Annotated in this window: 14 protein-coding genes; 1 reads left to right on the top strand and 13 read right to left on the bottom strand. The window is 69.9% G+C overall.

Annotated elements, in window-relative coordinates; all coding sequences use genetic code 11:
• Positions 1-65 precede the first annotated feature (65 nt).
• Together ABE85_RS09675 and ABE85_RS09670 are read right to left on the bottom strand one after the other, a co-directional pair.
• A complete protein-coding gene (locus ABE85_RS09675; protein WP_067273226.1) occupies positions 66-1,718 on the bottom strand; it encodes an ABC transporter substrate-binding protein in 1,653 nt (550 codons plus the stop codon).
• Positions 1,719-1,728: 10 nt separating this feature from the next.
• Positions 1,729-4,392 carry a TonB-dependent siderophore receptor gene (locus tag ABE85_RS09670; protein ID WP_197507282.1) on the bottom strand — a complete coding sequence of 888 codons (2,664 nt, stop codon included), beginning with the start codon at positions 4,390-4,392 and terminating at the stop codon, positions 1,729-1,731.
• 339 nt (positions 4,393-4,731) lie between these two features.
• On the opposite strand from ABE85_RS09670, the gene ABE85_RS09665 reads away from it, so the two are divergent.
• Positions 4,732-5,958 carry an LLM class flavin-dependent oxidoreductase gene (locus ABE85_RS09665; RefSeq protein ID WP_067273224.1) on the top strand — a complete coding sequence of 409 codons (1,227 nt, stop codon included), beginning with the start codon at positions 4,732-4,734 and terminating at the stop codon, positions 5,956-5,958.
• 285 nt (positions 5,959-6,243) lie between these two features.
• Here ABE85_RS09665 and ABE85_RS09660 read toward each other — a convergent pair whose 3' ends face one another.
• The 11 genes from ABE85_RS09660 to ABE85_RS09610 all read right to left on the bottom strand — a co-directional run bounded on the left by ABE85_RS09660 (position 6,244) and on the right by ABE85_RS09610 (position 23,786).
• Complete coding sequence (locus tag ABE85_RS09660) at positions 6,244-7,329, bottom strand: LLM class flavin-dependent oxidoreductase (RefSeq protein WP_067273221.1); 1,086 nt, start codon at positions 7,327-7,329, stop codon at positions 6,244-6,246.
• 73 nt (positions 7,330-7,402) lie between these two features.
• Positions 7,403-10,060: a TonB-dependent siderophore receptor gene (locus tag ABE85_RS09655; protein ID WP_082938490.1), complete on the bottom strand. Its 2,658-nt coding sequence runs from the start codon at positions 10,058-10,060 to the stop codon at positions 7,403-7,405.
• Positions 10,061-10,111: 51 nt separating this feature from the next.
• Positions 10,112-11,374 (bottom strand): lipase family protein, encoded by a 1,263-nt coding sequence (locus ABE85_RS09650; RefSeq protein ID WP_067273215.1) that lies wholly within the window; start codon positions 11,372-11,374, stop codon positions 10,112-10,114.
• Positions 11,375-11,400: 26 nt separating this feature from the next.
• The gene (locus ABE85_RS09645; protein WP_197507281.1) at positions 11,401-13,752 is read right to left on the bottom strand and encodes a TonB-dependent siderophore receptor; all 2,352 of its coding nucleotides are present in this window, start codon (positions 13,750-13,752) and stop codon (positions 11,401-11,403) included.
• A gap of 303 nt (positions 13,753-14,055) precedes the next feature.
• Positions 14,056-15,300 carry an acyl-CoA dehydrogenase family protein gene (locus ABE85_RS09640; protein ID WP_067273212.1) on the bottom strand — a complete coding sequence of 415 codons (1,245 nt, stop codon included), beginning with the start codon at positions 15,298-15,300 and terminating at the stop codon, positions 14,056-14,058.
• A gap of 37 nt (positions 15,301-15,337) precedes the next feature.
• The gene (locus ABE85_RS09635) at positions 15,338-17,311 is read right to left on the bottom strand and encodes an ABC transporter ATP-binding protein (protein WP_082938488.1); all 1,974 of its coding nucleotides are present in this window, start codon (positions 17,309-17,311) and stop codon (positions 15,338-15,340) included.
• 1 nt (position 17,312) lies between these two features.
• Entirely contained in the window at positions 17,313-18,161 is an 849-nt protein-coding gene (locus tag ABE85_RS09630; protein ID WP_067273209.1) for an ABC transporter permease, read from the bottom strand.
• Entirely contained in the window at positions 18,158-19,342 is a 1,185-nt protein-coding gene (locus ABE85_RS09625; protein ID WP_082938487.1) for an ABC transporter permease, read from the bottom strand. Before ABE85_RS09625 ends, ABE85_RS09630 begins: the two co-directional genes overlap by 4 nt.
• Positions 19,339-20,991, bottom strand: coding sequence for an ABC transporter substrate-binding protein (locus ABE85_RS09620; RefSeq protein WP_067273206.1), 1,653 nt, complete (start codon positions 20,989-20,991; stop codon positions 19,339-19,341). The genes ABE85_RS09625 and ABE85_RS09620 overlap by 4 nt, the downstream gene beginning before the upstream one ends.
• 392 nt (positions 20,992-21,383) lie before the next feature.
• On the bottom strand, positions 21,384-22,541 hold the full coding sequence (locus ABE85_RS09615) for an LLM class flavin-dependent oxidoreductase (RefSeq protein WP_067273204.1): 1,158 nt from the start codon (positions 22,539-22,541) through the stop codon (positions 21,384-21,386).
• 12 nt (positions 22,542-22,553) lie between these two features.
• Positions 22,554-23,786: an ABC transporter substrate-binding protein gene (locus ABE85_RS09610; protein WP_067273201.1), complete on the bottom strand. Its 1,233-nt coding sequence runs from the start codon at positions 23,784-23,786 to the stop codon at positions 22,554-22,556.
• Positions 23,787-23,918 lie beyond the last annotated feature (132 nt).

Raw genomic sequence — 23,918 nt, 5'->3', positions numbered from 1 at the left:
AGTCGCTTTCTTCATGAAGATCGGAGTGAGCGAGAAATCGGTGGAAGCGGTTCGGTCCGCGCGGTTCATGCCAGCCACAGCTTGTCGAAGCGCCAGGTGGGGAAGTGCGTGTGCTCAGGCTCCAGCCCGCCGACGCGCGTGCTCGCCGCGTCCAGCGTGTTGGCGAAGCCCCAGATGAGCAGGCTGCCGCGCTCGTACTGGATGCGCTGCGCCTCATGCACCAGCGGTGCGCGCTTGACGGGATCGGGCTGCTGCATTGCGGCGGTGACCAGCTCGGTGAAGCGCGCATCGCGGAAGCGCGTCTTGTTGACCACCGCCTGCGGGCCGTCCGCGTGCAGCGCGGACACCAGCCACGCGTGGCCCAGCGAGCCGCCCGTGCTCAGCGGCCAGCTGGTGCGACGCGGTCCGGCGAAGGTGGCGGCGTCGACCTGCTTGACGTCGATGCGCACGCCAGCCTGCTTGGCCTGCTCGGCGAAGACCAGCGCGGCGCGCGCGCCGGCGGCCGTCGTCACCAGCTCGACGCTGAGCGAGGAATGCCCCGCCGCAGCCAGCAGCGCCCGAGCCTGTGCCAAGTCTTGCCGGCGTTGCGGGATCGAATGGTCGAAGGTCGGATCCTGCGGCGCGTACAGGTCGTTGGCGATGCGCCCCTGGCCGTTGAGCGCGCGGTCCACCAGCGCCTGCCGGTCGGCGATCAGCCGGAAGGCCTGGCGCACGCGCACGTCGTTGAACGGCGCGAGTTCGACATTCATGTCGAAGGACTGCCAGTAATTCGTCTCCGAGATCACCGTGCGCAGCCCCGACGACTGGCCCAGCAGAGGGAGCTGCTCCGGCGAGATCGCGTTGACCACGTCGACCTGGCCGTTCTGCAGCGCCTGCAGGCGCGAGGTCTGGTCCTTGAAGTCGATGATCTCCAGCTCGTCCGGATACGGTCGGCCGGGCTTGAAGTAGTTCTCGAAGCGCGTGAACAGCGAGCGCTGGCCAGGGATGAACTCCTTGAGCTTGAACGGCCCCGCGCCCACCGGCTTCGTCGGGTCGTAGTCGGTCGGCACGATGCCGCCGAAGTTGACCCACGCGTCGGCCAGCGGCACGTAGCCGCGGTTCTCGCGGAAGGTGAGGCGCACGGTGCGGTCGTCGAGCTTCTTCAGCGCGTCGCGGTCGACGACCGACACCAGGCCGGCGTACGGCGAGGCCAGCTGCGGGTCGGTCAGCCGGCGGATCGAGAAGATCACGTCGTCGGCGGAGATCGTCTTGCCGTGGTGGAACTCTAGGCCCTTGCGCAGCCGGATGGTCCAGGTCTTCGCATCGGGAGAGACCTCGGCGGATTCCGCGAGCGCCAGCTCCGGCGCCATGTCGGGGCTCCACTCCCACAGCTTGCTGTAGAGCGCGAAGCCGCGCAGCGTCGAGGCGCCCGCGGTCGGCTTGTGCGCGTCGAGGTTGCCGGCCTGGCTGCCGTCGATGACGCCCAGGCGCAGGCGGCCGCCGCGACGCGGCGCGCCGGTCGGGCCGGAGGCGGTGATTGCGGGCGCGTTTGCCGCCGTGCCCGTGGTCGCGTTGGCTGCTGCATTGCCGCCTGCGTTGGCGGAGGCCGACGCGGTTCCCGCGCCGCCCGGGCGCGCGTCGCCGCAGCCGCTCAGCCCGATGGCGCCGACGCCGGACCAGCCGCCCAGCGCGATCGCGCGGGCAAGCAGTTGGCGACGTGACAGTTCGTTGTCGTCCATGCCTGGCTCCTCAGAAGTGATAAACGACGCTGACCTGCGCGCTGCGCGAGGGGCTGGGCACCAGGAACTCGTTGGTCGTGCCGGTGAGTCCGGCGCTGTAGTTCTTCTCGTTGGTCAGGTTGCGGACCGTGAGGCTGATCTCGTAGCGCGGCTGGCGGTAGTACAGCGTCCAGTCGAAGGCATGCTCGCTAGGCACCTTCACCGTCTGCGTGATGCTCGTGTACCAGGCGCTGGTCCACCAGGCCGAGAGCTGCGTGCCCAGACCGTTCTCGAGCTGGTAGTCGACGAAACCGGAAGCCGAGTGCTTCGGAATGCCCGGTGCCTGCAGCGATCCCGGCGCGGGGCGTTTGTTGAGCACGTTGCCGTCGCCGAACACGGTGGCGTTGTCGGCGACGAAGCCCCACGGCGAGAAGAAGCCGCCCGAGCCGAAGCTGACGAAGTCGTAGCGCGCGTTGATCGCGCTGGCGTTGAGGCCGGCGGACAGCTGATTCGACAGCTGCGCGCGGATCGCGGCCTCGGTGCCGTGGATGCGCAGCCGCGCGATGGAGCCGTCCGGCGCGGGCGAGAGGTCGCGCTCGGCCTTGTAGTACGCGAGCGAGGCGAAGAGCCGGCCGGGGATCAGGTCCGCCTTGGCTCCGAACTCACGAAGGTTGGACAGGCTGCGGAAGGCCAGCGGATTGAGCTGGTTGTTCGCGCCCCAGGTCAGCACGTCCGCGAAGCCGCCGGTGTTGATCGCGTAGGAGCGGTCGACGGTCGCGTAGATCGTGCTCTGCTCGGTGGGCTTCCACAGCAGGTTGACCTGCGCGGCGGGCAGCCAGGTCGATCGGTCGTCGGACGCGACCTGCGCGGCCGTGGCGGCGAGCGGGTTCTCGATGTGCGCGTTGACTTTGGTCGCGCTCACGCCGACGTTCAGGCCGAAGCGGCCGTCGACCAGCGTGTTGAGCTGCGTGAAGACGCCCGTGTTGGTCCAGTCGCCGCGCGCCGTGTAGGTCGCGCCGCCGACGGTGGCGGAACCGCCCGCCTCGGCATAGAGCCCGTTCGCGACCGGGTACATCCTCGGCAGGTTGAGGTAGCCGAAGGACGTCTGCTGCGGCACGCCCGCCGTCCCGATCCACGAGCCCGATCCCGCGGGCACCGGCAGGCCGTAGATGGTGGCCGGCGTCTTGAGGCCGAGCGGCGCCGTCAGGTCATAAGGCGCGGTGAAGAAGCTGTTGTTGGCCGCGAGCGTCGTGAAGCTCTCGCGCCGCAGCGACACACCGGTGTTGCTCTGCAGGTCGATGCCGACGCCGCCCAGTTCGAAGTGGTTTCGTCCACGTAGCTCGGTGCGGTTGTCCAGCAAGTGGTCGCTGAACTGCGTGAAGAAGCTGCCGACCGAGTCGCCGGTGTCCTTCGAGTACTGGAACAGCGTGCTGTTGGCCAGCGACCAGGACGGGGACAGCTCGGCCACGACGCGCAGCTGCGAGGTCGCGCGCTTGGCGGTGTTCTTGTCGTTGGGGTTGGAGAAGTCGGAGCGGGAGATCGAGGTCGCCCCGTTCCCTGGTGTCGTCGGGTCGTAGACCCAGCCACGGACGGTGCCGGGGTTGGTGGCGCTGGTCAGGAAGGACGGCAGCTGCGCGCCGGTGAGCAGCGGGCCGGCGATGAACTGGTTCTTCGCGTTGGGCGTGCGTTCGACCCAGCCGGTGATCGCGCTGTTGTAGGCGCCGGAGGCGTAGACCGGCGAGTAGTAGCGCGTGGCCGAGCCGACGGTCTGCGCGACGATGGGCGTCGCACGGCCGCCCCAGTACTGGCCGCTGTCGACGGACTGCTGCGTCGCGCGGTTCCAGCCGTGGATCACATTGAAGTCGTAGTAGTCGTCGTACGCGAGGTTCCAGTCGACGCGGACCTTGCTGGTCGGCTTCCACGCGAGCGCGCCGTAGAACGCGTTGTAGTTGTTGCTGACGCCGTCGTAGTAGTCGTCGGCGCGCTGCGGCGTGAGGCTGACGCGGTAGGCGAGGGTGTCGCTGATCGGGCCGGTGGTGTCCAGCGTCAGCTTGCTGGTGCTCCAGCTGCCATAGCTGCCGCTGAGGGTGGTGCGCTGGGTGCTGAAGTCCGGCTTCTTGGCGAGGTAGTTGGCGTAGCCGCCGCTGCGGCTGCTCGGGCCGAAGACCTGCGAGGGCGGGCCGGCGACGATGTCGACGCCTTCGAAGGCGTTGGTGTTGAACGGGTGGCGGACGTTGTAGGTCCGCTGGCCGTCCTGGAAGAGTTCCGAGGCCTGACCGCGGATCAGCGGCGCGATCGAAACGTTCTGGCCGCCGTTGCGGGTGATGCCCGGCGCGTAGCGGACGAGGTCGTCGGCGTTGCGCAGCGGCTCGCGGCGGAGCTGCTGCTCGTCGATCTGGAAGACCGAACGCGGCACGTCGACGACGGCGGCGTCGAGGCCGTCGACGGAGCCGCTGGGCCGGTCGGGCAGCACCGAGCCGGCACGCTTGCCGTTGATGCTCACGGACTCGATGCGCTGCGCGCGCGAGCCGCCGCCCGCGGGTTCGGGCGAGGCTGCTTCGGAGGGGGCGGACGATGCCGAGGCCACCGTCTGTGCGACAGCGCCGTTCGCGCACAGCAGTCCACAGGCCATGCCGACGGCGGTGATCGGCAGGAAGCGGGAAGGCGACGTGGAGCGGCGGATGGCTGTCTTCATGACCTCGAACGTGGGTGGAGTGGCAGGGAGAACCGTCCCTTCGCAGCATTCGTGCCAGCTCGTTAAAGGCCTTGGAGGGCCGATGGATACGGCATTCCCGTCAATCCGATAAGCATTTCAAGCTTCGTCGCCTGGCGCGATCAATCGGTCTGTTGCCATCGCAACAGCGGCGTGCTGCCGTCGGGCCAGCGCTGCGCAGCGTTGCGCAGGGCATCGCCGGGACGGGGTCGTCTGAGCCTCGTGAAGCCCCGTGAAGCCTGGTGGCTGGGGTTGCTGCGATCCGGCATGTCTCTTGCAGACAGTTCGCGCGTCCGATCCCGAATTCAGAAGGAGCGCCCCATGGGCATCAAGATTCTTTGGTACATCAGCAGCCCCGACGGTCCGGTGCCGTGGGAACGCGCGCATTCATGGCAGAACGATCCGGCGCAGCTCGTCGCGCAGGCGCGCAACATCGACCGGCTCGGTTTCTACGGCGCGCTGCTGGCCACCGACCAGCACGAATCGCTGAGCCTGACCGGCCTGCTGGTCGCGCACACGGAGCGCATGCGCTTCCTGACGGCGCAACATCCGGGCCTGATCACGCCGGCCAAGCTCGCGCAGATGGCGCTGACGGTGGACCGTTTCAGCAAGGGGCGGCTGCTGTTCAACGTCGTGAACGGGAACGATGCGGGGCTCAAGAGCATGGGGATGCCCATCCCGCACGACGAGCGCTATGCCTACAGCTACGAGTTCTGGGACGCGTTCCAGCAGCTGTACGCGGGCTCCAACGACGGCTACCAGGGCAAGTACATCCAGATCGCGCCGCGCGCGGTGGTGCCGCTGCGCAACCCGCTGCCGCCGACGCAGACGCCCACGATGCCGCTGTGGGGCGCGGGGACGTCGGAGCCCGGGGTCGAGCATTCGGCGAAGTTGCTGGACTGGTACCTGAGCTTCGCGGATGCGCCGCCGCGGCTGGGCGACAAGTTCCGCCGCGTCGGCGCGCGGGCTGCGGCGCATGGGCGCAAGCTGCGCTTCGGCACACGGCTGCAGATCATCGTCCGCGATACGGAGGAGGAAGCCTGGGCCCACGCGCAGTGGATCCTCGACCAGACTTCGCATGAGACGGCAGTGCGGCTGGCTTCGCGGCACCTCGGTCCGAAGGGGCTCGATGAAGAGGTGGTCAGCGACGATCCGCTGGTCCATCGCCGCATCGCCGCGCTGCGCGCAGGCAAGCTGCCCGCGCTGCGCGACCTCGAGGTCTATCCCAACGTGTGGGTCGGGCCGAGCCCGTTCGGCTTCGACATCCTGCATCCGTGGGCAGGCACCTGGATCGTCGGCAGCACCGAGCAGGTGGCAGAGCGCTTGAAGGAGTTCCACGCGCAAGGCACGGAGGCGTTCATCCTCTCCGGCTGGCCGCTGGTGCCGGAAGCGCAACGCATCGCGCGGACGCTGCTGCCGCTGCTGGATCTGGAACACGGCTTCGATGTGCCGGCGTTCGATGAGAACGATCCCGTCCACGCGGAACTGGCGACCACCGTGCCGCCATATGCGACTCACACCGGTGCGAGCAAGAAAGACGCTGCATGACTGCCTAGACCCAGCGCGCTGCGCGCGCCCCTCACCCCCGCCCTCTCCCGCAAGCGGGAGAGGGAGCAAGGTCTACCGCGGCATTCGTTTGACGCGGCTGCTTTCCCGCAGGCGGGAGAGGGAGCAAGGTCTACCGCTGCATTCGTTTGACGCGGTTGCTCTCCCGCAAGCGGGAGAGGGAGAAACAGGCGTCGGCGCTGCGAGTCGAGTCGGTCGGACTCCCTCTCCCGCTTGCGGGAGAGGGTGGGGGTGAGGGCCAGCAGCCTCGGCAGGTGGAATGGCGGATCAAGCCGCCTTGCGTTGCGCGGTCTGTTCCCGACGCGCCACTTCCTCGCGCACGGCGGGGATGATGTAGCGCCCATAGTCGATGGCATCGGGCAACGGGTCGTAGCCCCGGTTCAGGAAGGTCGTGACGCCGATGTCGTAGTACGCGAGCAGCGACTCGATGATCGTGTCGGGCGTGCCCACCAGCGACGTGCTGTCCGTACCACCGCCGATCGCCGTCGACGTGCCGAGGAACAAGGCCTTGTCATGCACCTCGCCCTTCGCCGCCAACGCGAGCTGGCGCTCGGCGCCGCCGCTCAGACCGTTCGTCTCGATGCGGCCGCGCGCTGCGGTGCCGGCCTTCAGCGCCGCCTCGATCTCACGCGCCTTCTGCCAGGCCAGCTCTTCGGTCGGTCCGATGATCAGGCGCACTGACAGGCTCACGCGCGGCGCGGGCTTGTTGGCCTCGGCCGCGATCTCGCGCAGCTTGCGGATGCGCGCGGCGGTGTCTTCCAGACTCTCAGCCCACAGCGCGTAGAGGTCGGTGTGCTCCACCGCGACGCGGTACGCGCCTTCCGATGAGCCGCCCAGCGAGATCGGCACATACGGCTGCTGGATCGGCTTCACCGGCGAGAACGCACCTTCGAGCTGATAGAAGCGGCCCTGGTAGTCGAACGGCTTGTCCTCGGTCCACACGCGGCGGACGATGTCCAGGTACTCGCCGGCGCGCTCGTAGCGCTCGGACTTGTCGTAGAGCCGTTCGCCATGACCCGGCTCCGGCGCGTGGCCGGTGATCGTGTGCAGGCGGATGCGGCCGCCGGTCGTCTGGTCCAGCGTCGCGAAGGCGCGTGCGGCGACTGTCGGCGGCACCAGGCCGGGACGGTGCGCGATCATGAAGCCGAGCTTGTCGGTGTGCGACGCCGCAAAGGCCGCGAGGTACAGCGGGTCGCCGCCGCCGTTGGCGATCAGCACGCGGTCGAAACCGGCGTGCTCGTGCGCGCGGGCGAGGTCGCGCAGGTAGGTCAGGTCCAGGCGCGGCGAGGCGTTGGATGCGCGCTGGGCGAGTTGGTTGCGCGGAAAGAGGCCGCCGACGAATTCGATGGGCATGGGAAGCTCCTCAAGGTGGTTGGGGCGATGGAACGTTGAAAGCGGATCGTTGAAGCGATGAACGGAGGGGGGATCAGAAGTCGACCCGCGCCGAGACGGCATAGAAGCCGCCGGCACCGGTGATCGGGCCGTTGTTGACGTAGGCGTAGCTCTGGAACTTGTTGAGCAGCGGATCCGGCAGCGTGGCCGGCTTGCGGTCGAACAGGTTGTTGGCGGTCAGCGCCAGGCGCACGCGCGGGGTGACCTTCCAGGCGATCTCGAGGTCGGTGGTCCAGAGGTTGCCGACGTCGTAGACGATCTCGCGCTGGCCGGCCCACGGTCCCGTCGTGGGGATGGTGGCCGGCGAGCCGACGCGCTTGATCGTGCCGTAGTGCGTGAGCCGGGTCTGCACGGACCAGTCGTTGCGGCTCCAGTTCAGGGTGAAGATTTCCTTGTCGCGCGGCGCGAGGTACTTCAGCGTGTTCTGCTGCGCGACGCTGAAGACCGGCACGTTGTAGGCCTGCAGAACGGCGGGCGTGTCGGCGACGCGGCTGACGACGGTCTCGTTGTAGTTGAGGGCGGCGGACCAGCGCAGCCGGCCCCAGCCGTTGCCCTTGAACGCGCCGTCCAGCGTGACGTCGATGCCGCGCGTGCGGGTGTCCGCGGCGTTGATGAAGTAGTTGATGCCGTCCGCGAAGCCCAGGCCCGCCGCCTGCACCAGCGCGCCGGTGCCGGGGTAGAGCGCCTCGCGAAAGCTGGTCGAGGTGGCGATGCGGTTCTTGACCTTGATCTGGTAGACGTCGACCGCGACGTTGAGGTCCTGCAGCGGCGAGGCGACGACGCCCAGGCTCAGGTTGTCGGACTTCTCCGGCTTGAGCGGCTTGGCGCCCAGCGCGATGGCCTCGGGCGAGGAGACGCGCAGCTGGTGGTTGGCGTAGTCGTTGGCGATGTCGGTGGCGCGCTGCGATTGCGCGGCCAGCGGCGGCGCGTGGAAGCCGGAGCTCACCGAGCCGCGCAGCGCGAAGCCCGAAGCGATCTCGAAGCGCGTGGCGAGTCGACCGGTCGTCGTGCTGCCGAAGTCGGAGAACTTCTCGCGCCGCACCGCGGTGTCGACGACCCAGTCGCGCAGCGGCTTCAGAGAGAGGCCGAGGTAGACCGCCTCGCTGTGGCGCTTGGCGTTGATGACGTCCTCGGGACGGTTGCCCGTGTCGGCCTGCGAGCCGGAGAAGCCGTTGCCGAGCGCCTTGCCGGCGTTGGGGCCGTCAAGCACCGGCTGGCCGCCGTGTCCCCAGGACTGCTCGTCGCCGACGCCGCGCTTGAAGCGTTCCTGGCGCAGTTCCGTTCCGAGCGACAACTCGCTGGCCAGGCCGCCGATGTCGAGCGTGCGGCGCAGGTCGCCGTTGGCCGTGTAGGCGGTGTAGGTCTGGTTGCCGAGGAAGAAGTCGCGCTGGCTCGCCAGGCCGTAGGTCGGGCTGACCGAGTTGTAGATGTACGTGTCGATGTCGTCGCGGCCGACGCCGGCGCTGACGTCCCAGCGCCAGCCCGTCGCCTCGCCGCCGCGCACGCCGGCGGTTGCGGAGAGGTCGTTCTCGGTGATGCCGGAGAAGGGCGTGAAGCCGTCCGGGTAGAGCGCGCGGACGACCTCGTCGCGCGACGGGTGGCGGAAGTACTGCGGCGCGCGCGCCTTGCGGTGGGCGTAGGTCGCCAGGCCGTAGACCTCGATGCCGGCGCCGAGGTCCAGTCCCGCATCGGCGCTCAGCGAGCCGAGTTCGAAGCCCTGCAGACCGCCAAGACCGAAGACCTGGTTGCTGTTGCGCGTGGCTTCGCGAGGGTCAGGCGTTGCGCCGGCCGGCAGCGTTGGATTCGAGGCCAGGCTGCCCGACGGCAGGATCGGTTGACCGGCCGCGTTGCGCGGGAAGTAGAAGAGGAAGGTCGAGGGCACCGGACTGTCGCGGAAGACCGGGCGTTGCTTGTCGTACTGGGCAGCGAGGCTCAGATGGCCGTCCTTGCCCAGCGGCAGGCCGAGGTGGCCCTGGTACTGCTGGGTGAGGCCGTCGCCCTCGTAGTACTCGCCGACGCGCGCCTGCACGCTGCCGCCTTCGCGGTCCTGGCGCGTGATGATGTTGATCACGCCGGCGATCGCGTCGGAGCCGTACAGCGCCGAGGCGCCGTCGCGCAGGACCTCGATGCGCTCGATGGCGCCGGTCGGGATCAGCGACAGATCAGCCGGCGCGGAGGCGGTGAATCCACCGGCACCGAGCAGCGCGGTGCTGTGTCGCCGCTTGCCGTTGATCAGCACCAGCGTGTGGTCCGGGTTCAGCCCGCGCAGCTGACCGCCGCGCACCAGCGTGCTGTTGCCGAAGCCCACCCAATTGGGCAGGTTGAACGACGGCACCAGCGAGTTCAGCGTTTCGAGCAGGCCGGCGCGGGCGGCGCCGTCGATGGCGTCGGCGGAGAAGACGTCGACCGGCGTCGGACTCGATTGCACGGTGCGCGGCTCGGCGCGCGCGCCGGTCACCAGCACCGAGGGCACGACGATGGCCGCCGTTCCGCTCGCTGCGGCGGTCGCTGCGGTACTGGATCCGGCATCAGCGGAGTCCTGGGCGAAGGCGGCTTCACCGCCGGCGAGCAGCAAGGCGGCACGGGCGAAGTGGCTCAAGCGCGGACGGGCCGGTCCACGGGCGGTCGGAGCGTGCAAGGGCGGGGTGGAGAAGGCGCGGCCCACGGGCCGGCGCGACAGGCGAGAGGTCATGGCGGTGTCCTTGAAAGCGGGAATGCGGAAAGCGGATGTCTGGAGATCGGGTCACTCAAGCGAGGGCGTACAGCGCGGCGTGATCGGCTCGCCGGCGATGGCCTTCTTCGCGAACGGGACCGAGTCCTTCAGCGAGGCGTTCACCGTGGCGCTGTGGCCGAGCCCGGCGTAGAGATGGCCTTCGACGACGGTTCCCGCCGCGCAGGCGTCGCGCATCAGCGCGAGCTGGCTGATCGCGGACGGCGTCACGTCGTCCGCGCCGGTGCCGATGAAGACGGGATGCGGGATGGCGAGCGTCGGGTACTCGCTGTAGCGGGCGCTGCGGCCCGGCGCGCCGGCGAGGTAGCGCTGGTACGCGGCGGTCGGCGTGGCGAGCCGCGAATTGCCGATCGTCAGGCCGTTGCCGACGACATCCGAGGCCAGCGTCGACAGGCAGGCCACGCGCGCTTGAGCGACCAGCGACTGCCCTTGCTCGGTGAACACGTCCTCGGGCTTCAGCGACGGGTCGTGCTGCTGATCGACGAGGAAGCCGTAGAAGCCGTAGGCGAGCGAGTCGTCGACCTTGTTGGGGTCGCGCTGCAGCGGGATCGGCGTGGCCTTGGGATCGCGGTAGATCACGCCGGTGCCGATGCTGCCCTTGACGCCCAGCTCTGGCGCGTAGCGCGACTGGTACGACGCCGCAGCGAAGACGCCGATGCCGCCTTGCGACTGACCGACCAGCAGCACCCGGTTGGCAAGACCCGGCACGTCGTGGATGACCGCGCGGGCGCTGTCCAGGATGCCGTAGGCCAGCATCGGGACGTTGATCAGCGGATGCGGGCCGGGGACGCCGAGGCCTTCGTAGTCGCTGGCGACGATGGCGAAGCCTTCCTTCAGCCAGCGGTTGAGGTAGCGCACGTCGCGGTAGGAGCGGCCGGACCACGACGGCGCGCAGATGTCGGCCAGGCCCACGGTGCCGTGGCCCCAGGCGAGCACCGGCCAGCCGCCGGCTGGCGGCGTGCCGCGCGGGATGAACAGCGCGCCGGAGACGACGATCGGGGTCTTGCTGTCGAAGCCGCTGGTCGAGGTGTAGAGGATGCGTTGCTGCGACGCGGCCTCCGACAGGCCGACCTGCGCCGGCAACGGCTCGGTGCGCAGCACGCGGCCCGGCGTGGTGGGGATCGCCTCGGTCCAGCGGTAGAAGTCGGAGACGCGTCCGTCGCCCTGCGACGGGTCAGGCTTGGGCGCGAACGTTTGTGCTGCGACTCCGATGGAGAGAAGTCCGGCGATGAGTCCGGCGACAAGTCCGGGAATGAAGCGGGAAGAGAGAGACATGGCGATCCTTGCGAGAGTCGAGGACGTCAGAAGCTGTAGCTGACGCGGACGTAGAGCTGCGTGCCCAGGCCGCCTTCGGGCGAGTTGAAGCTGTACTTGGTGATCGCACCGCTGCCGGTGGCCGCCTGGCCGGTGCTGGCGACGACGGTGGGGTTCTCGTCGGGATAGCTGTCGAAGAGGTTGATCGCGCCGGCCGCGAGGGTCAGGCCTCGCAGCCCGCCGTTGAAGCGGTAGGCGACCTCCGTGTCGACCACCCACTGCGCGCCGTAGGTCTTGTCGTCCAGCGCGTTGGTGGCGCGGTTGGTCCACTTGCCGTAGCGGCGCGCGCCGCCGTGCACGGTCCACGCGCCGGCCTCCCAGTCGGCGCCCAGCACCAGCTTGTCCTTGGGCGTGATCTCCTCGATCAGCCCGCGCGTGTTGCGGCCGACGATCTGCGCGGCCGGGATCACCGCGCCGGTGGACGTCGTGACGTCGCGGGCGCGCGTGATGCGCGTGTCGTTCCACGCCCAGCCGGCGCTCAGGTCCAGCCGCGAGCCGCTCAACGCGACGCGGTACTTGCCGGTCAGCTCGGCGCCGCGCGTGCGGGTGTCGAGCACGTTGGTGAAGAACGCCGCGCTGTTGATGCCGAACGGCGCCAGGATGGGCGCGAGCGCCGGCAGCGTCGCCGTGGTCAGGTTCTCGGACAGGGCGATGCGGTTCTCGATGCCGATGCGGTAGACGTCCAGCGTCGCGCTGGCCTCGGCGCTCGGGCGCCACACGAGACCCAGCGAGACGTTGCGGGACTTCTCCGGCTTCAGCGCGACGCCGCCGATCAGGTTCGCGATCGGGCTGCCCGGCAGCAGCGTGCGCTGCTGGACGTCGACCGGCTGGCCGTTGATCGTTGCCGTCTGCACGCTGAAGGCCGAGTAGCCCAACTGCACGATGGACGGCGCGCGGTAGCCGTTGCTCGCGGTGGAGCGCAGCGCCAGCTGCGGCGTGAAGTCGTAGCGCAGCGAGAGCTTGCCGTGGGTGGTGTTGCCGAAGTCGGAGTAGCGCTCGCTGCGCAGCGCCAGGCCGACGTTGAGGCCGTCCAGCACGTTGCCTTCCGCGCTGACGTAGCCGCCGCCGACGCGACGTGAGAGCTGCCGTGCGTCCTGGTCGGTGATGCCGGAGTACAGCCCCGGCACGCCGACGCCGAGCACGCTGCTCGGGTTGTAGAACGGGCCGCGCGTGTAGGCGATCGGATCGCCGGCGTCGAGGACGTAGCGCTCCCAGCGATAGGCAAGGCCGGCGGCGAAAGTCACCGGCGCGCTGAAGCCCGGCACGCGCAGCTCGCGGCTGTAGTCCAGCGTCGCGTTGGCCTGCGTGTTCTCGCGGCTGCCGGTGTAGATCGTCGAGGGCGAGTTGGCGCCGTAGCTCGGGTTGATCGCGTTGGCGTCGGTCGACTTGACGGTGTTCTGGCCGAGGTTGACGGCGAAGTCCCACTGGCCCGCGCGCGTGTCGCCGTGGCGGACGCCGGCGTTCAGTGCGGCGTCGTCGAGCTCGTAGATGTTGATCGGGACGCGGCCGTTCGGGAAACGCTGCTGGAAGTAGACCGAGCGCGCGAGCACCGAGCTGGCGGTGTTGGACTCGTAGAAGTTCTCGCCGATGCTGCGGCGATGACCCCAGGTGCCGAAGGCATAGAGCGCGGTCTGGTCGCTCAGCGGCAGCTCGGCGTTGGCGACGAGGTTGGCCTGGTCCTTCACCGCCGGCGAACCGAAGGCCCAGTTGCGGAACGGATGGCCGACGGGCAGCGACGGATCCGGGCGCGTATTGTTGGCCTTGTCCTTCTCGCCGGCGTCGAAGGCCAGGGTGAGGAAGCCCTCGTTGGGCAGGGCGAGGCCCTTCCAACCGTTGATGGTGTGCTGCTCGCCGCCGCGATCATCGTGCGCGAGGCCACCCCAACGCACGGTCAGCGCGCCGCCGCTGTCCTGTGCGCGCAGCACGACGTTGATCACGCCGGCGATGGCGTCGGAGCCGTACTGCGCGGCGGCGCCGTCGCGCAGGATCTCGACGCGCTCGATCGCGCTGACGGGGATCAGGCTCAGGTCGACCGCGGCGGCGCCCCGGCCGCCGGCCAGCGCCTGCCGGGTGAAGTTCGCGCCGACGTGGCGGCGCTTGCCGTTGATCAGCACCAGCACCTGGTCAGAGGACAGGCCGCGCAGCGAGGCGCCCGCCGGGATCGATGACGCGAAGCCGCCGTTGGGCGTCGACGGCGCGCTGAACGATGGCGACAGGCTGATCAGCGCGCGCGACAAGTCGGTCGCGCCGGTGCGTTGCAGCGTCTCGGCGCTGAGCACGTCGACCGGCGCGGAGGCATCGAGACTGGTCGTGCCGATGCGGCGGGTACCTGTCACCACCACGGCATCCAGCCCCGTGGATGCCACGGCGGCGCCACGTACGCCGCCTGCGGATGAAGCGTCGGCGGATGCGACGGCATCTCGAGTCGCCACGACGGACTGGGCCAAGGCGACTGGGCCCGCCGCATAGGCGGTCAGGATCAGCAACCCCAATAGCGGGCGGACCGGCGGCGAGGGTCGTCGCGAGGAACGGGAAGCACGAGAAACGGACATGGACGGTAAGCCTTGGATGTTTTTATGCATGCGGCGGCGCAACGCGGAGGCGACCGCGCCGTCGTGCGGAATACGGGGAGGCTGGAGTCGTCAGCTGCTGCTGGCGCCGGCGTTGGCCCGGCGCTCGCGCAGGGCGGCGCCGTACTCGGCCGGATCGACGCCGTTGAGGTAGTAGTTGCCGACGTGATGCAGGCGCCAGCGGATCGGGTCATGCGTCGTGTGGACGCGCGCATTGCGCCAGAAGCGGTCGAGGTTCCACTTCGTGAGGCTGGAGTTCGCGCCCAGCAGCGAGAACATGTCGCTGGAGATCCGCAGCGAGGCGTCGTCCGAGGCCGCGCGCGCCGAGGCGACCGCGAGGATCAGCTCGTCCTGCAGCGGCTTGCTGTCGGGGTCGGCGCGGTGCTCGTCGAAGAGCGCGGCGGCGTGGCGCAGCAGCGCCTCGGCGGCGCGCACGGCGACGGCGTACTCGCCGATGGTCTTGATGATGTGCGGCTCCTGCGCGGCGGCGTCGACGTCGGCGTCGACCCAGGGTCGGGTGTTGTGGCGCAGGTGGTGGACGGCGGCGTCGAGCGCGCCGCGGGCGATGCCGGTGTCGATCGCGGCGTGCAGGATCTGGGGCCAGGTCAGGCCGGTGCGCGGCATGCCGCCGGGACCTTGCGGGCGGCGGGGGACGAAGCGCTCGTCGACGACGATGTCGTTGAAGCGCGCGGTGCCGCTGACCGAGTGCTGCTGGCCGAAGGCGTGCCAGTCGTCGAGCAGTTCCAGCCCGGGCGTATCGCGGTGCAGCAGCACGTTGATCGGGCCTTCGGTGGAGCCGGCGCTCAGCGAGATCCACTCGGCCAGGTAGGAGCCGGTCGAGTAGAACTTGCTGCCGCGCAGGATCAGCGGGCCGTCGGGCTGGCGTTCGGCGAAGGTCTTGTGATCGAACTTGTTCTTGCCGCCAACCTCAGCTAGCGCGTTGCCGAAGCGCTTGCCGTCGAGGATGTCGGCGACCAGGCGGTCGCGGATCTCAGGCGCGAAGCCGACGCCCACGCCGCGGATCATCACGTTGTGGATCTGCAGCAGCTGGCCGACGCCGCCGTCGGCGACGGAGATGAGACGCACGGTTTCCACGACCGTCTTCACCGAGGCGCCCAAGCCGCCGAGTTCCTTCGGCAGCGAGATCGCGGTGACGCCGGACTGCGACAGGATCTCGGCCTGGCGGAACGGCAGGCGATCGTTCTGCGCCGGATCGGCGGAGATTTCGGCGATGGCGTCGGCGGCGTGGCGGGCCGCTTCGATGGCTTCTGCCTCTGAAGTGAGACGACGGGCGCGAGGAGTCGTGATGGCGGTCATGCGGGCTGGGCCTTGAGTTGTTGGGGCGTTGAGGCGATCAGGTGGAGAACCGGTAGCGGCGCGTAGGCGGCAACCGGCGCGTGTCGGCGGTCAGCGAGGGCGAGTCCACGACCAACTGGCGGGTGTAGGGCTCGACGGGTTCGTCGAGCACGCGTTCGACCGGGCCTTGCTCGACGATCACGCCGTGGCGCAACACGGCAACGTGGCGCGCGATCGCGCGGACCACGCCCAGGTCGTGCGTGACGAAGAGCAGCGCCAGGCCGTCGCGCTGCAGTCGCGCGAGCAGGTCCAGGATGGTCGATTGCACCGAGACATCGAGCGCGGAAGTGATTTCGTCGCAGATCAGCAGACGCGGCTCGCAGATCAGCGCGCGGGCGATGGCCACGCGCTGGCGCTCGCCGCCGGAGAGCTCGCGGGGATAGGACTGGGCCGTCGTCGCGGGTAGTGCGACCTGCGTCAGCACGCGCTCGACGCGACGGCGCGCCTCGGCGGCGTCGATGTCGAAGAAGTGGCGCGCGGCGGTCGACAGCGTCTCGCCGACGGTGTGGCGCGGGTTCAGCGAGCGGTACGGGTTCTGGAAGATGTACTGCACCTGGCGGCGCTGGTCCGCCGGGCGTTGGCGCGCCTTGAGCGGCAGCGACTCGCCTGCATAGCGCAGCGCGCCGGTCGCCTGCTCGCCGATGCCGGCCAGCGCGCGCGCCAGGGTCGTCTTGCCCGAGCCGGACTCGCCGACCAGCGCCAGACAGTCGCCCGGCGCCAGCGTCAGCGAGGCCTCGAAGAGGACTTGCCGCTCGCCGTACCAGGCGCTGAGGCGGTCGATCTCCAGCAGCGGCTGGGCGTCGCTCGCGACCGGCGCGGGCACGTCCGCCTGGGCGCGAACGAATGCGGGACCGTCGTCGGGATGGTGACAGGCCAGCGCATGCGAGCCAGCGATGCCAGCGCCGACGCTGACGCTGACGCCGTTGATGCTGACCAGCGAAGGCGCCAATGCGCGGCAGTCGCCGTCCGCGAGCGGGCAGCGTGCGGCGAAGGCGCAACCGGAGGGGCGCCGACCCGGAGCCGGCGCGTGACCGGGAATCGGGCTCGGCGCGCGGCGTTCGGCCACGTCGGGGATCGCCGCGAGCAGCCCTTGGGTGTACGGGTGGCGCGGGGACTCGAACAATGCGCGCAGCGGGGCCTGCTCGACGACGCGGCCGGCGTAGAGCACCAGGACTTCGTCCGCGAGGTGCCGCACCACCGCCAGGTCGTGCGACACATAGACCGCCGCCACGCCGTGACGCCGGCACAGCGCGCGCACGGTCTCCAGCACCTTGGCCTGCGTCGTGACGTCGAGCGCGGTCGTCGGCTCGTCCATGACGATCAGGCGCGGCCGCGTGACGAAGGCCAGCGCGAGCAGCACCCGCTGCTGCTGACCGCCGGACAGCTGGTGCGGGAAACGGCGCAGGAACTCGGCGTCGTCGGGCAGGCCGACGTCGGACAGCGTCTGGCGAACGCGCAGATCACGCTCAGCGGAGGGCAGGGCGGCCTCGTGGATCTCCAGCACCTCGCACAGCTGCGTGCCGATGCGCCGCAGCGGATTGAGCGCCGCCGCCGGGTCTTGCGCGACGTGAGCGACGACGCGTCCGCGCAGGCGGCGCAGCGCGTCGGGAGCGAGCGAAAGGACCTCGGTCTCGCCGACACGCACGCTGCCACCAGCGATGCGCGCGCCGTCGCGGGCGTGGCCGAGCAGCGCCAGCGCGATCGTGCTCTTGCCCGAGCCGGACTCGCCGACGAGGCCGAGCACGCGCCCGGCGGTCAGGCGCAGCGAGATGTCGTCGACGATGTCGGCGCCCGACGGCAGCTCGACGCGCAGGCGGGTGACCTCCAGCAGCGGCGGGCCGGCGGGCGCCTCGTTGGCGGAGAACGACGCGGAGGAAGGTGCGGTCAGGTCGGCGTGGTCCGAGGACGCGAGCGCAGCCCGACCGTTGGCATCTTCCGGATCGACGGGGCGCAGTTCGAAGACAGCGGACATCTCAGCGCTCCTCGATCCGTGCGGCGGCGCGGCTCGCGCCCTCGGCCAGCAGATTGGTGCCCAGCGCGAAGATCGCGACCAGCAGCACCGGCGCGGCCACCGCCAGCGGCTGCACCAGCAGGCCGGCGCGGTTCTCGTTGATCATCAGGCCCCAGTCCGCGGCGGGCGGCGCCACGCCGTAGCCGAGGAAGGCGAGCCCCGACAACATCCCCACCGCCCAGGTCAGCATCACGCCCAGATGCACGAGCAGCGGCGTGGCGATGTTGGGCAGGATCTCGCGCAGCACGATGCGGCTGCGCGGATAGCCGAGCAGCTCGGCGGCTTCGACGAATTCCTGTCGCGCGACGTTCAGCGCGACGCCCCGCGCGAGGCGGATCACGCCCGGCACGAAGGCCAGCGCCACCGTCAGCACGACGATGCCGTGGCTGCGCCCGAGCATCGACACGATCAGCAGCACGAGGATCAGGTCGGGGAAGGCGAGGAAGACATCGGCTGCCCAGACGATGGCCTGGTCGACGCGGCCCCGCGCATACGCAGCCAGAACGCCGAGCACGGTGCCCAGGCCGAGCGCCAGGATCGAGGTCGTCAGCGACATCCACACCACCGAGCCGCCTCCCGCGAGGACGCGGGACAGGACGTCGTGGCCGAGGAAGTCGTGACCCAGCGGTGCGCCGGCCGCCGGCGAACCGTAGGTCGGACCGACCAGCGCGGTCGATTCGTGCGGCGCGATCCACGGACCGACGAGCGCGACGAAGACCACCAGCAGGGTGGCGATCAATCCCACTCGCACCGGCGCCTGCGAGAGCGCGAGTCGCCAGAAGCCGCGGCGGGAAGACGTATTCGTGCTCATCGTGCGTACCTCGGTCGGATCTGTCCGCGGCTGAGCCGCAGGGCGTGGCGTCGACCGGGCGAGCGGGCGCGGATGCGGCCGGCGGTGCGCAGCCGCGGCGTGAGCAATACCGTGGCCAGGTCGGCTGCGAGGTTGATCGCGACGATGCCGACGGTGATCACCAGCACGATGGCCTGGATCATGGGCATGTCGCGCATCTCGATCGCGGCGTTGAGCGTGTTGCCGATGCCGGGGTAGCTGAAGACCACCTCCGCGATCAGCGCGCCGCCGAAGAGCACGCGCAGCGTCATCGCCACGCCCTGGATCGCCGGGATCAGCGCGTTGGGCAGCGCATGGCGCCAGACGATGCGGCGCTCCGGGATGCCGCGCAGGCGGGCGGAGGTGATGAAGTCGGACTCCAGCACCTCGATCATCGACGCGCGCACCAGGCGCAGCAGGTAGGGCGTGATCGACAGCGCCAGCGTCGCCGTCGGCAGCACCAGATAGCGCCACTGCGCGAGCAGGCCGCGGTCGGGCTCCAGCAGCGACGCCGCGGGCAGGATCTTCCACACCGAGGTCGAGAAGAGCAGCACCAGCACGATCGCGATCGCGAAGCCGGGCACCGCCTTGATGAGCACGAGGCCGGAGATCGTCCAGCGGTCGATGCGACCGTCGCGGCGCAGCGCGAGCCACACGCCGCCGGCCAGTGCGATGGGAAGCGCCGTCAGCGCCACGCAGATCGTCAGCAGCAGCGAGTTGGCGAATCGCGCCCGCATCAGCTCGCCGACCGGCACGTTGGAATCGATCGAGCGGCCCAGGTCGCCCGATAGCATCTGTCCCGCCCAGTGCAGGTACTGGACGACGAGGGGCTTGTTCAGGCCGAGCTGCTCGCGCAGCACCGCGATCGTGGCTTCGCTCGCCTCGGGGCCGAGGATGATGCGCGCCGGATCCGACGGCAGCGCCTGCGTCGCGCCGAAGACGATGATCGAGATGGCCAGCACGACGCCGATGCCACCGAGCACACGCCCGAGGAACCAGCGCGTCCACGATGGCCAGCGCCAGCGGATGCCGGCGCGGCGCTGGAAAGGCGCAGCTTTCGTCGAGGACGTGGCCGATGAGGACCCTGGCGTCGCCGTCGTTGGTGATGAGGGGTGGGCAGTGCTCGCCGAGCTGCGTCCTGCGGGAAGGGTGAGGTCGCTCATGCCGCATCCTCCCGGCGCCAGATGCGATCGGTCCGCCAGGCCGCGAAACCGGTGCGGTCCGGCGTGACGCCGCCTATGCGCGTGGACACCGCATCCAGCACGTCGGAGAAGCCCCAGATCAGAAGACCGCCGCGCTCATGCTGGATCTGCTGCGCCTCGTGAACCAGGGCGCGGCGCTTGTCGAGGTCGGCCTGCGCCAGCGCGGCGGTGATCAGCTCCCCGAAGCGCGGATCGCGGAAGTGGGTCTTGTTGCTCGCCGCACGCGGGCCGTCGTGCTGCTGCACCGTCAGCAGGAAGGGGCGCGACACGCCGCTGCCGGTGCTGAAGGTCCAACCCGTCCGGTTGGGACCGGTGAAGGTGGACGCGTCGACCTGCTTGACGTTCACCGTCACGCCGGCTTCCTTGGCCTGCTGCGCGAAGACCAGCGCGGCCTTGGAGCCCGGCGTGACGAGCTCGACTTCCAGGCCGTTGGGGAAACCGGCGGCCGCGAGGAGCTTGCGCGCTTCGGCCAGATCGCGCTCGCGCTGCGGGATCGCGCTGTTGAAGACCGGATCGCCAGGCGAGTACAGGTCGTTGGCGACCCGCCCGCGGCCTTGCAGCACGCGGTCCACCAGCTCCTTGCGGTTGGCGATCAGGCGGAAGGCGCGCGCGACCTCGGGCTTGTCGAAGGGCGCCTTGGACAGGTTCATGTCCAGCGACTGCCACGCATCCGTCTGCGACGCGACGACGCGGAAGCGCGTGTCGCTTTCCAGGAAGCGCAGCTGTTCCGGCGAGATGCCGGGCGCGATGTCGATCTGGCCGGCCTGCAGCGCCTGCAGTCGCGCGGTCTGGTCAGCGAAGTCGTGGATGTGGACCTCGTCGAACCAGGGCTGGTTGGGCTTGAAGTAGTTCTCGAAGCGCGTGAACACCGAGCGCTGGCCCGGCGTGAAGCTCTTGAGCCGGTACGGTCCGGCGCCGACGACGTTGTTGACCGGGTGGTAGTCGACCGGGACGATGCCGCCCCAGCTCATCCAGCATTCGGCGAGGGCGACCAGGCCCTGGCCCTTGGCGAAGGGGATGCGGACGGTGCGCGCATCAAGCTTGCGAACCGCGTCGCGCTGCAGCGAGTAGAGGTAGGCCGCGTACGGCGAGGCGAGGGCGGGATCGGTGAGGCGACGCAGCGAGAAGATGACGTCGTCGGCGTCGATGGTCTTGCCGTGGTGGAACTCCAGGTCCGGCTTGAGACGGATGGTCCATTCGGTGCCGTCGGCGTTGACCTCGGCGGATTCGGCGAGGGCCAGCGTCGGTAGGCCGTCGAGTCCCCATTCCCAGAGCTTCGCGTAGAGCGCCCAGCCACGGAACGCGCCGCTGCCCACCGGCTTGTGCGCATCCAGGTTCCCCGCCTGTCCCGCTTCGATCACGCCGAAGTGGACGGCACCGCTGCTGCGACGGGGTTGCTCATTCGCGGTGGCTACGCCTGGGGCCGTACCCGATGCCGCGCCGGATGCCGTCGCTGAGGCGCCATTCGAGCCGGAGGCGGTGGTCGGGGTGCGTTCTCCGCAAGCGCTCAGGAGTCCGGTGCCGAGCAGTCCGGCGGCGCCGGCAAGCCAGCTGTTGCGCAACAGGGCGCGGCGCAGCGGATCGGGTTCTTGGTCGAAGGAGTCGGACATCGTGGGCGTTGCCGGAGGCGGTTCCATGGAGGACGTTGCGGCATGTTTCGCAGGATCCGTGCCATGCCACCGAATATGCATATGCGGTGCCGAGGGACTTCAGGATGCCGATGAACAGGGCATTCGGGGCTGTCGACGGCGTGTCGTCCGGGGGCTCATCGGTGGTCGGGCGGGCGGCTGCACGGAGCGCCGCAACGATCTGCGCGGATTTGCGCAGGGGGTGTTGCGGGCTGCCCAGGGTGTCGTGGGGAGTCTGGCCGGGGCCGGCGGCGAAGCCGAAGCTCCTCGACTGACCAGGCGCGTTCTGTTTGAACGCAGCGAGCCGGAGGCGAGCGAAGTGAGTTGAGCGCCGAGGCTTCGGCTTCGCCGCCGGCCCCGGCCAGACTCTGAGCTCAGGCGGCTGCGTTGAGCCGTGGCACCTCGAACCCGTGGTCCAGGTCAAGCAGCGGCAGCAGCAGGTCGGCGACGCGCTGGGCTTCGCTGATGAGCGGGAACCCGGAGAGGATGAAGGCGTGGGTTCCTTGCGCCTCGTACTCGCGGATGCGGGCGGCGACGTTTTCCGCGCTGCCGACGAGCGTGGTGCCGGAGGACGGCCCGAGGATATCGAAGCCGAACCACGCGGGGCCGAGCCAGACATTGGGGTAGATCTCGAGGTCCTTCGCGGAGGGCAGCCGACCGGCGCGCAGGCTGTCGACGTTGCGCTGGATGATCGGGTTGTCGCTCTGGAAGGTGTCGAGCGTCTGGCCGGGCGGCAGTTGCCGCTGCGCCGAGCGTTTCGCGTGTTCGAGCGAGGACTTCGACAGCAGCCACTCGGCGTGGGCCCAGGCTTCTTCCTCGGTCTCGCGCACGATGACCTGCAGCCGGGTGCCGTAGCTCAGCGTGCGGCCGATCTTCGCGGCCTCCGTGCCGACGCGGCGGAACTTCTCGCCCAGCAGCGGCGGCGTGTTGGCGAAGCTCAGGTATACGTCGAGCAGCTTGACCGAATGCGCCACGCCGGGCGCGGACGTGCCCGCGCCCCACAGCGGCACGCCGCCGGGTTGCGTCGGGCCGTTCCACACGCTCATCGGACTGGGCCCGGTGGCGCGGGCGGCGAGCTGCACATAGCGGCCGTCATAGCCCGAGGTCTCGCCGTTGTAGACACGGCGGAAGGCGTCCCAGTACTCCCAGCTGAAGTCGTAGCGCTCGTCGTGCTTGTAGTGCACGCCGAGCGATGCGAGCCCGGCGTCGTTGCCGTTCACCACGTTGAACAGCAGCCGGCCGCCCGAGAACGCATCGAAGGTCTGCGCGTACTTGGCGAGCACCGCGGGCGAGAGCTCGCCCGGGTGCTGCGCGACGAGGAAACGCATCGTCCGCGTCTGCGCGATCAGCGAGGCCGCCACGGCCAGGCTCTCGTTGGCGCTGCTTCCCAGCAGCGCGCCGTAGAAGCCCAGCCGGTCGATGGTCACGGCCAACTGCTCCAGGTGGCGGAAGTCCGTGTGCCACCGGCCTTGCGGTTCCCAAGGATAGGGACCGTCCGGCGCGGTGAGGTACCAGAGGATCTTGACGGCCATGTCGTCCGATCCTCAGGCGGCGGCGCGCAGCGTGGCGGCCGTCGACGCGTCGGTGTCGCCCGAAGCCAGCGACTCGGCGAGGCGACGACGTGCCTCCTCCAGCGGCCGCGGATCGATCCACGCGTCGAAGTCGAAGTCGCGGTCCAGGAAGCCGTGCGTCAGCTGGAAGTTCTTTTGCAGGCGGAACAGCTCGACGCGTTCCTCGGAGAGGTCCGGCGCGAGCGACAGGTGGAAGTCGTTGCGGTAGGCGCCGGAGACGCCGGCGCTGCCGGCGCGCGTCTCGCCTTGCAGGATCTCCAGCGTCTCGGTCAGATGCGTCTTCGCCCATTCGGCCGCGCGCAGCGTCTGCGTCAGGAAGCGGACCAACAGGTCGAAGTGGTCGTCGATCAGCGACTGGTGGACGGTGATCGGGCGCGGCGTGCCGTTGTTGACGCGGAAGCGCTTCTCCGGCAACTGGTCGAGGTCGATGCCGACCTTCGCGCCGAGCCGGATGGCGGCTTCCAGCGCGGCGGCGCCCTTGACGTAGACGGCATCGACTTCACCGCGCAGCAGCGGATGGATGCCTTCCCACAGGCCCGTGCCGAGGTCCTGCCGGGGCGGCGCTCCCGCCGTGCCGTTCGCGGCTGCCGCTGCGGACGCGGGCGAACCGGGCAGACGCGGCGAAGTCGGCGAACCCGCGGACCCGGCCAGATGGCCGAGATCGCCTTCGCGCGGCGGCGCCGGCGGCAGCTCGACGAGGTGGGCGTCGTCCAGCGACAGGCCGACCGAATTCAGCGCGCCCTTGTAGCCCTGCAGGCTCATGCCCCGCGCGATGCTGCGGCCGCGACGGTTCTGCGCGATGTCGGCGGGGCGGAAAGCCGGCAGCGCCAGGCGCTTGCCGCGCAGGTGCTCCGGGCGGCTGATGTCGGAGTCGGGACGGACGAGGATCGCCTGGAACTCGTCGATCCAGGTCAGGCCCACCAGGCGCGTGGGCGCACCCTGCGCGCGCGCCGGGATGGCGAGCAGGTTGCCGCCTTCGCGGACCAGCGTGGTCAGCTCGTGGTCGTAGTGGTGGCGGGCCAGCTCGCCGCCGGTTTCCTGCAGCGTCTTGAGCTGGATGCCGTCGCGAGCGAACTCTTCGTCCAGCCAGCCAAGTCGGTAGGCGAGGCCGGTGGCGGTGGGGACGGGGCAGCGCGTGAACCAGACGGTGTCGACGGCGGGTGCAGCGCTGTTGGCTGCGGGGGTGGTGGCGTTCGGGGTGCTCATGGCGTGTCCTTGCGGTGTCGATGACGCCAGCTGCTCTGCCAGATCCGTGCCAGGTCTTGAGGGCCGGGAAATCCGTGTTCATCGGGCTTCCCGGCGCTTGATGCGCGTCGAAAGCAGCAACCGCTGCTGCCT

This window comes from Mitsuaria sp. 7, assembly GCF_001653795.1.
GTDB lineage: Bacteria > Pseudomonadota > Gammaproteobacteria > Burkholderiales > Burkholderiaceae_C > Roseateles.
This window is presented reverse-complemented; position numbering and strand designations above follow the sequence as displayed.

Excerpts from the sequence above, each read along its gene's own strand:
- ABE85_RS09675 (WP_067273226.1), bottom strand. The coding sequence starts at position 1,718 with ATGGACGACAACGAACTGTCACGTCGCCAACTGCTTGCCCGCGCGATC.
- ABE85_RS09670 (WP_197507282.1), bottom strand. The coding sequence starts at position 4,392 with ATGAAGACAGCCATCCGCCGCTCCACGTCGCCTTCCCGCTTCCTGCCG.
- ABE85_RS09665 (WP_067273224.1), top strand. The coding sequence starts at position 4,732 with ATGGGCATCAAGATTCTTTGGTACATCAGCAGCCCCGACGGTCCGGTG.
- ABE85_RS09660 (WP_067273221.1), bottom strand. The coding sequence starts at position 7,329 with ATGCCCATCGAATTCGTCGGCGGCCTCTTTCCGCGCAACCAACTCGCC.
- ABE85_RS09655 (WP_082938490.1), bottom strand. The coding sequence starts at position 10,060 with ATGACCTCTCGCCTGTCGCGCCGGCCCGTGGGCCGCGCCTTCTCCACC.
- ABE85_RS09650 (WP_067273215.1), bottom strand. The coding sequence starts at position 11,374 with ATGTCTCTCTCTTCCCGCTTCATTCCCGGACTTGTCGCCGGACTCATC.
- ABE85_RS09640 (WP_067273212.1), bottom strand. The coding sequence starts at position 15,300 with ATGACCGCCATCACGACTCCTCGCGCCCGTCGTCTCACTTCAGAGGCA.
- ABE85_RS09635 (WP_082938488.1), bottom strand. The coding sequence starts at position 17,311 with ATGTCCGCTGTCTTCGAACTGCGCCCCGTCGATCCGGAAGATGCCAAC.
- ABE85_RS09630 (WP_067273209.1), bottom strand. The coding sequence starts at position 18,161 with ATGAGCACGAATACGTCTTCCCGCCGCGGCTTCTGGCGACTCGCGCTC.
- ABE85_RS09625 (WP_082938487.1), bottom strand. The coding sequence starts at position 19,342 with ATGAGCGACCTCACCCTTCCCGCAGGACGCAGCTCGGCGAGCACTGCC.
- ABE85_RS09620 (WP_067273206.1), bottom strand. The coding sequence starts at position 20,991 with ATGTCCGACTCCTTCGACCAAGAACCCGATCCGCTGCGCCGCGCCCTG.
- ABE85_RS09615 (WP_067273204.1), bottom strand. The coding sequence starts at position 22,541 with ATGGCCGTCAAGATCCTCTGGTACCTCACCGCGCCGGACGGTCCCTAT.
- ABE85_RS09610 (WP_067273201.1), bottom strand. The coding sequence starts at position 23,786 with ATGAGCACCCCGAACGCCACCACCCCCGCAGCCAACAGCGCTGCACCC.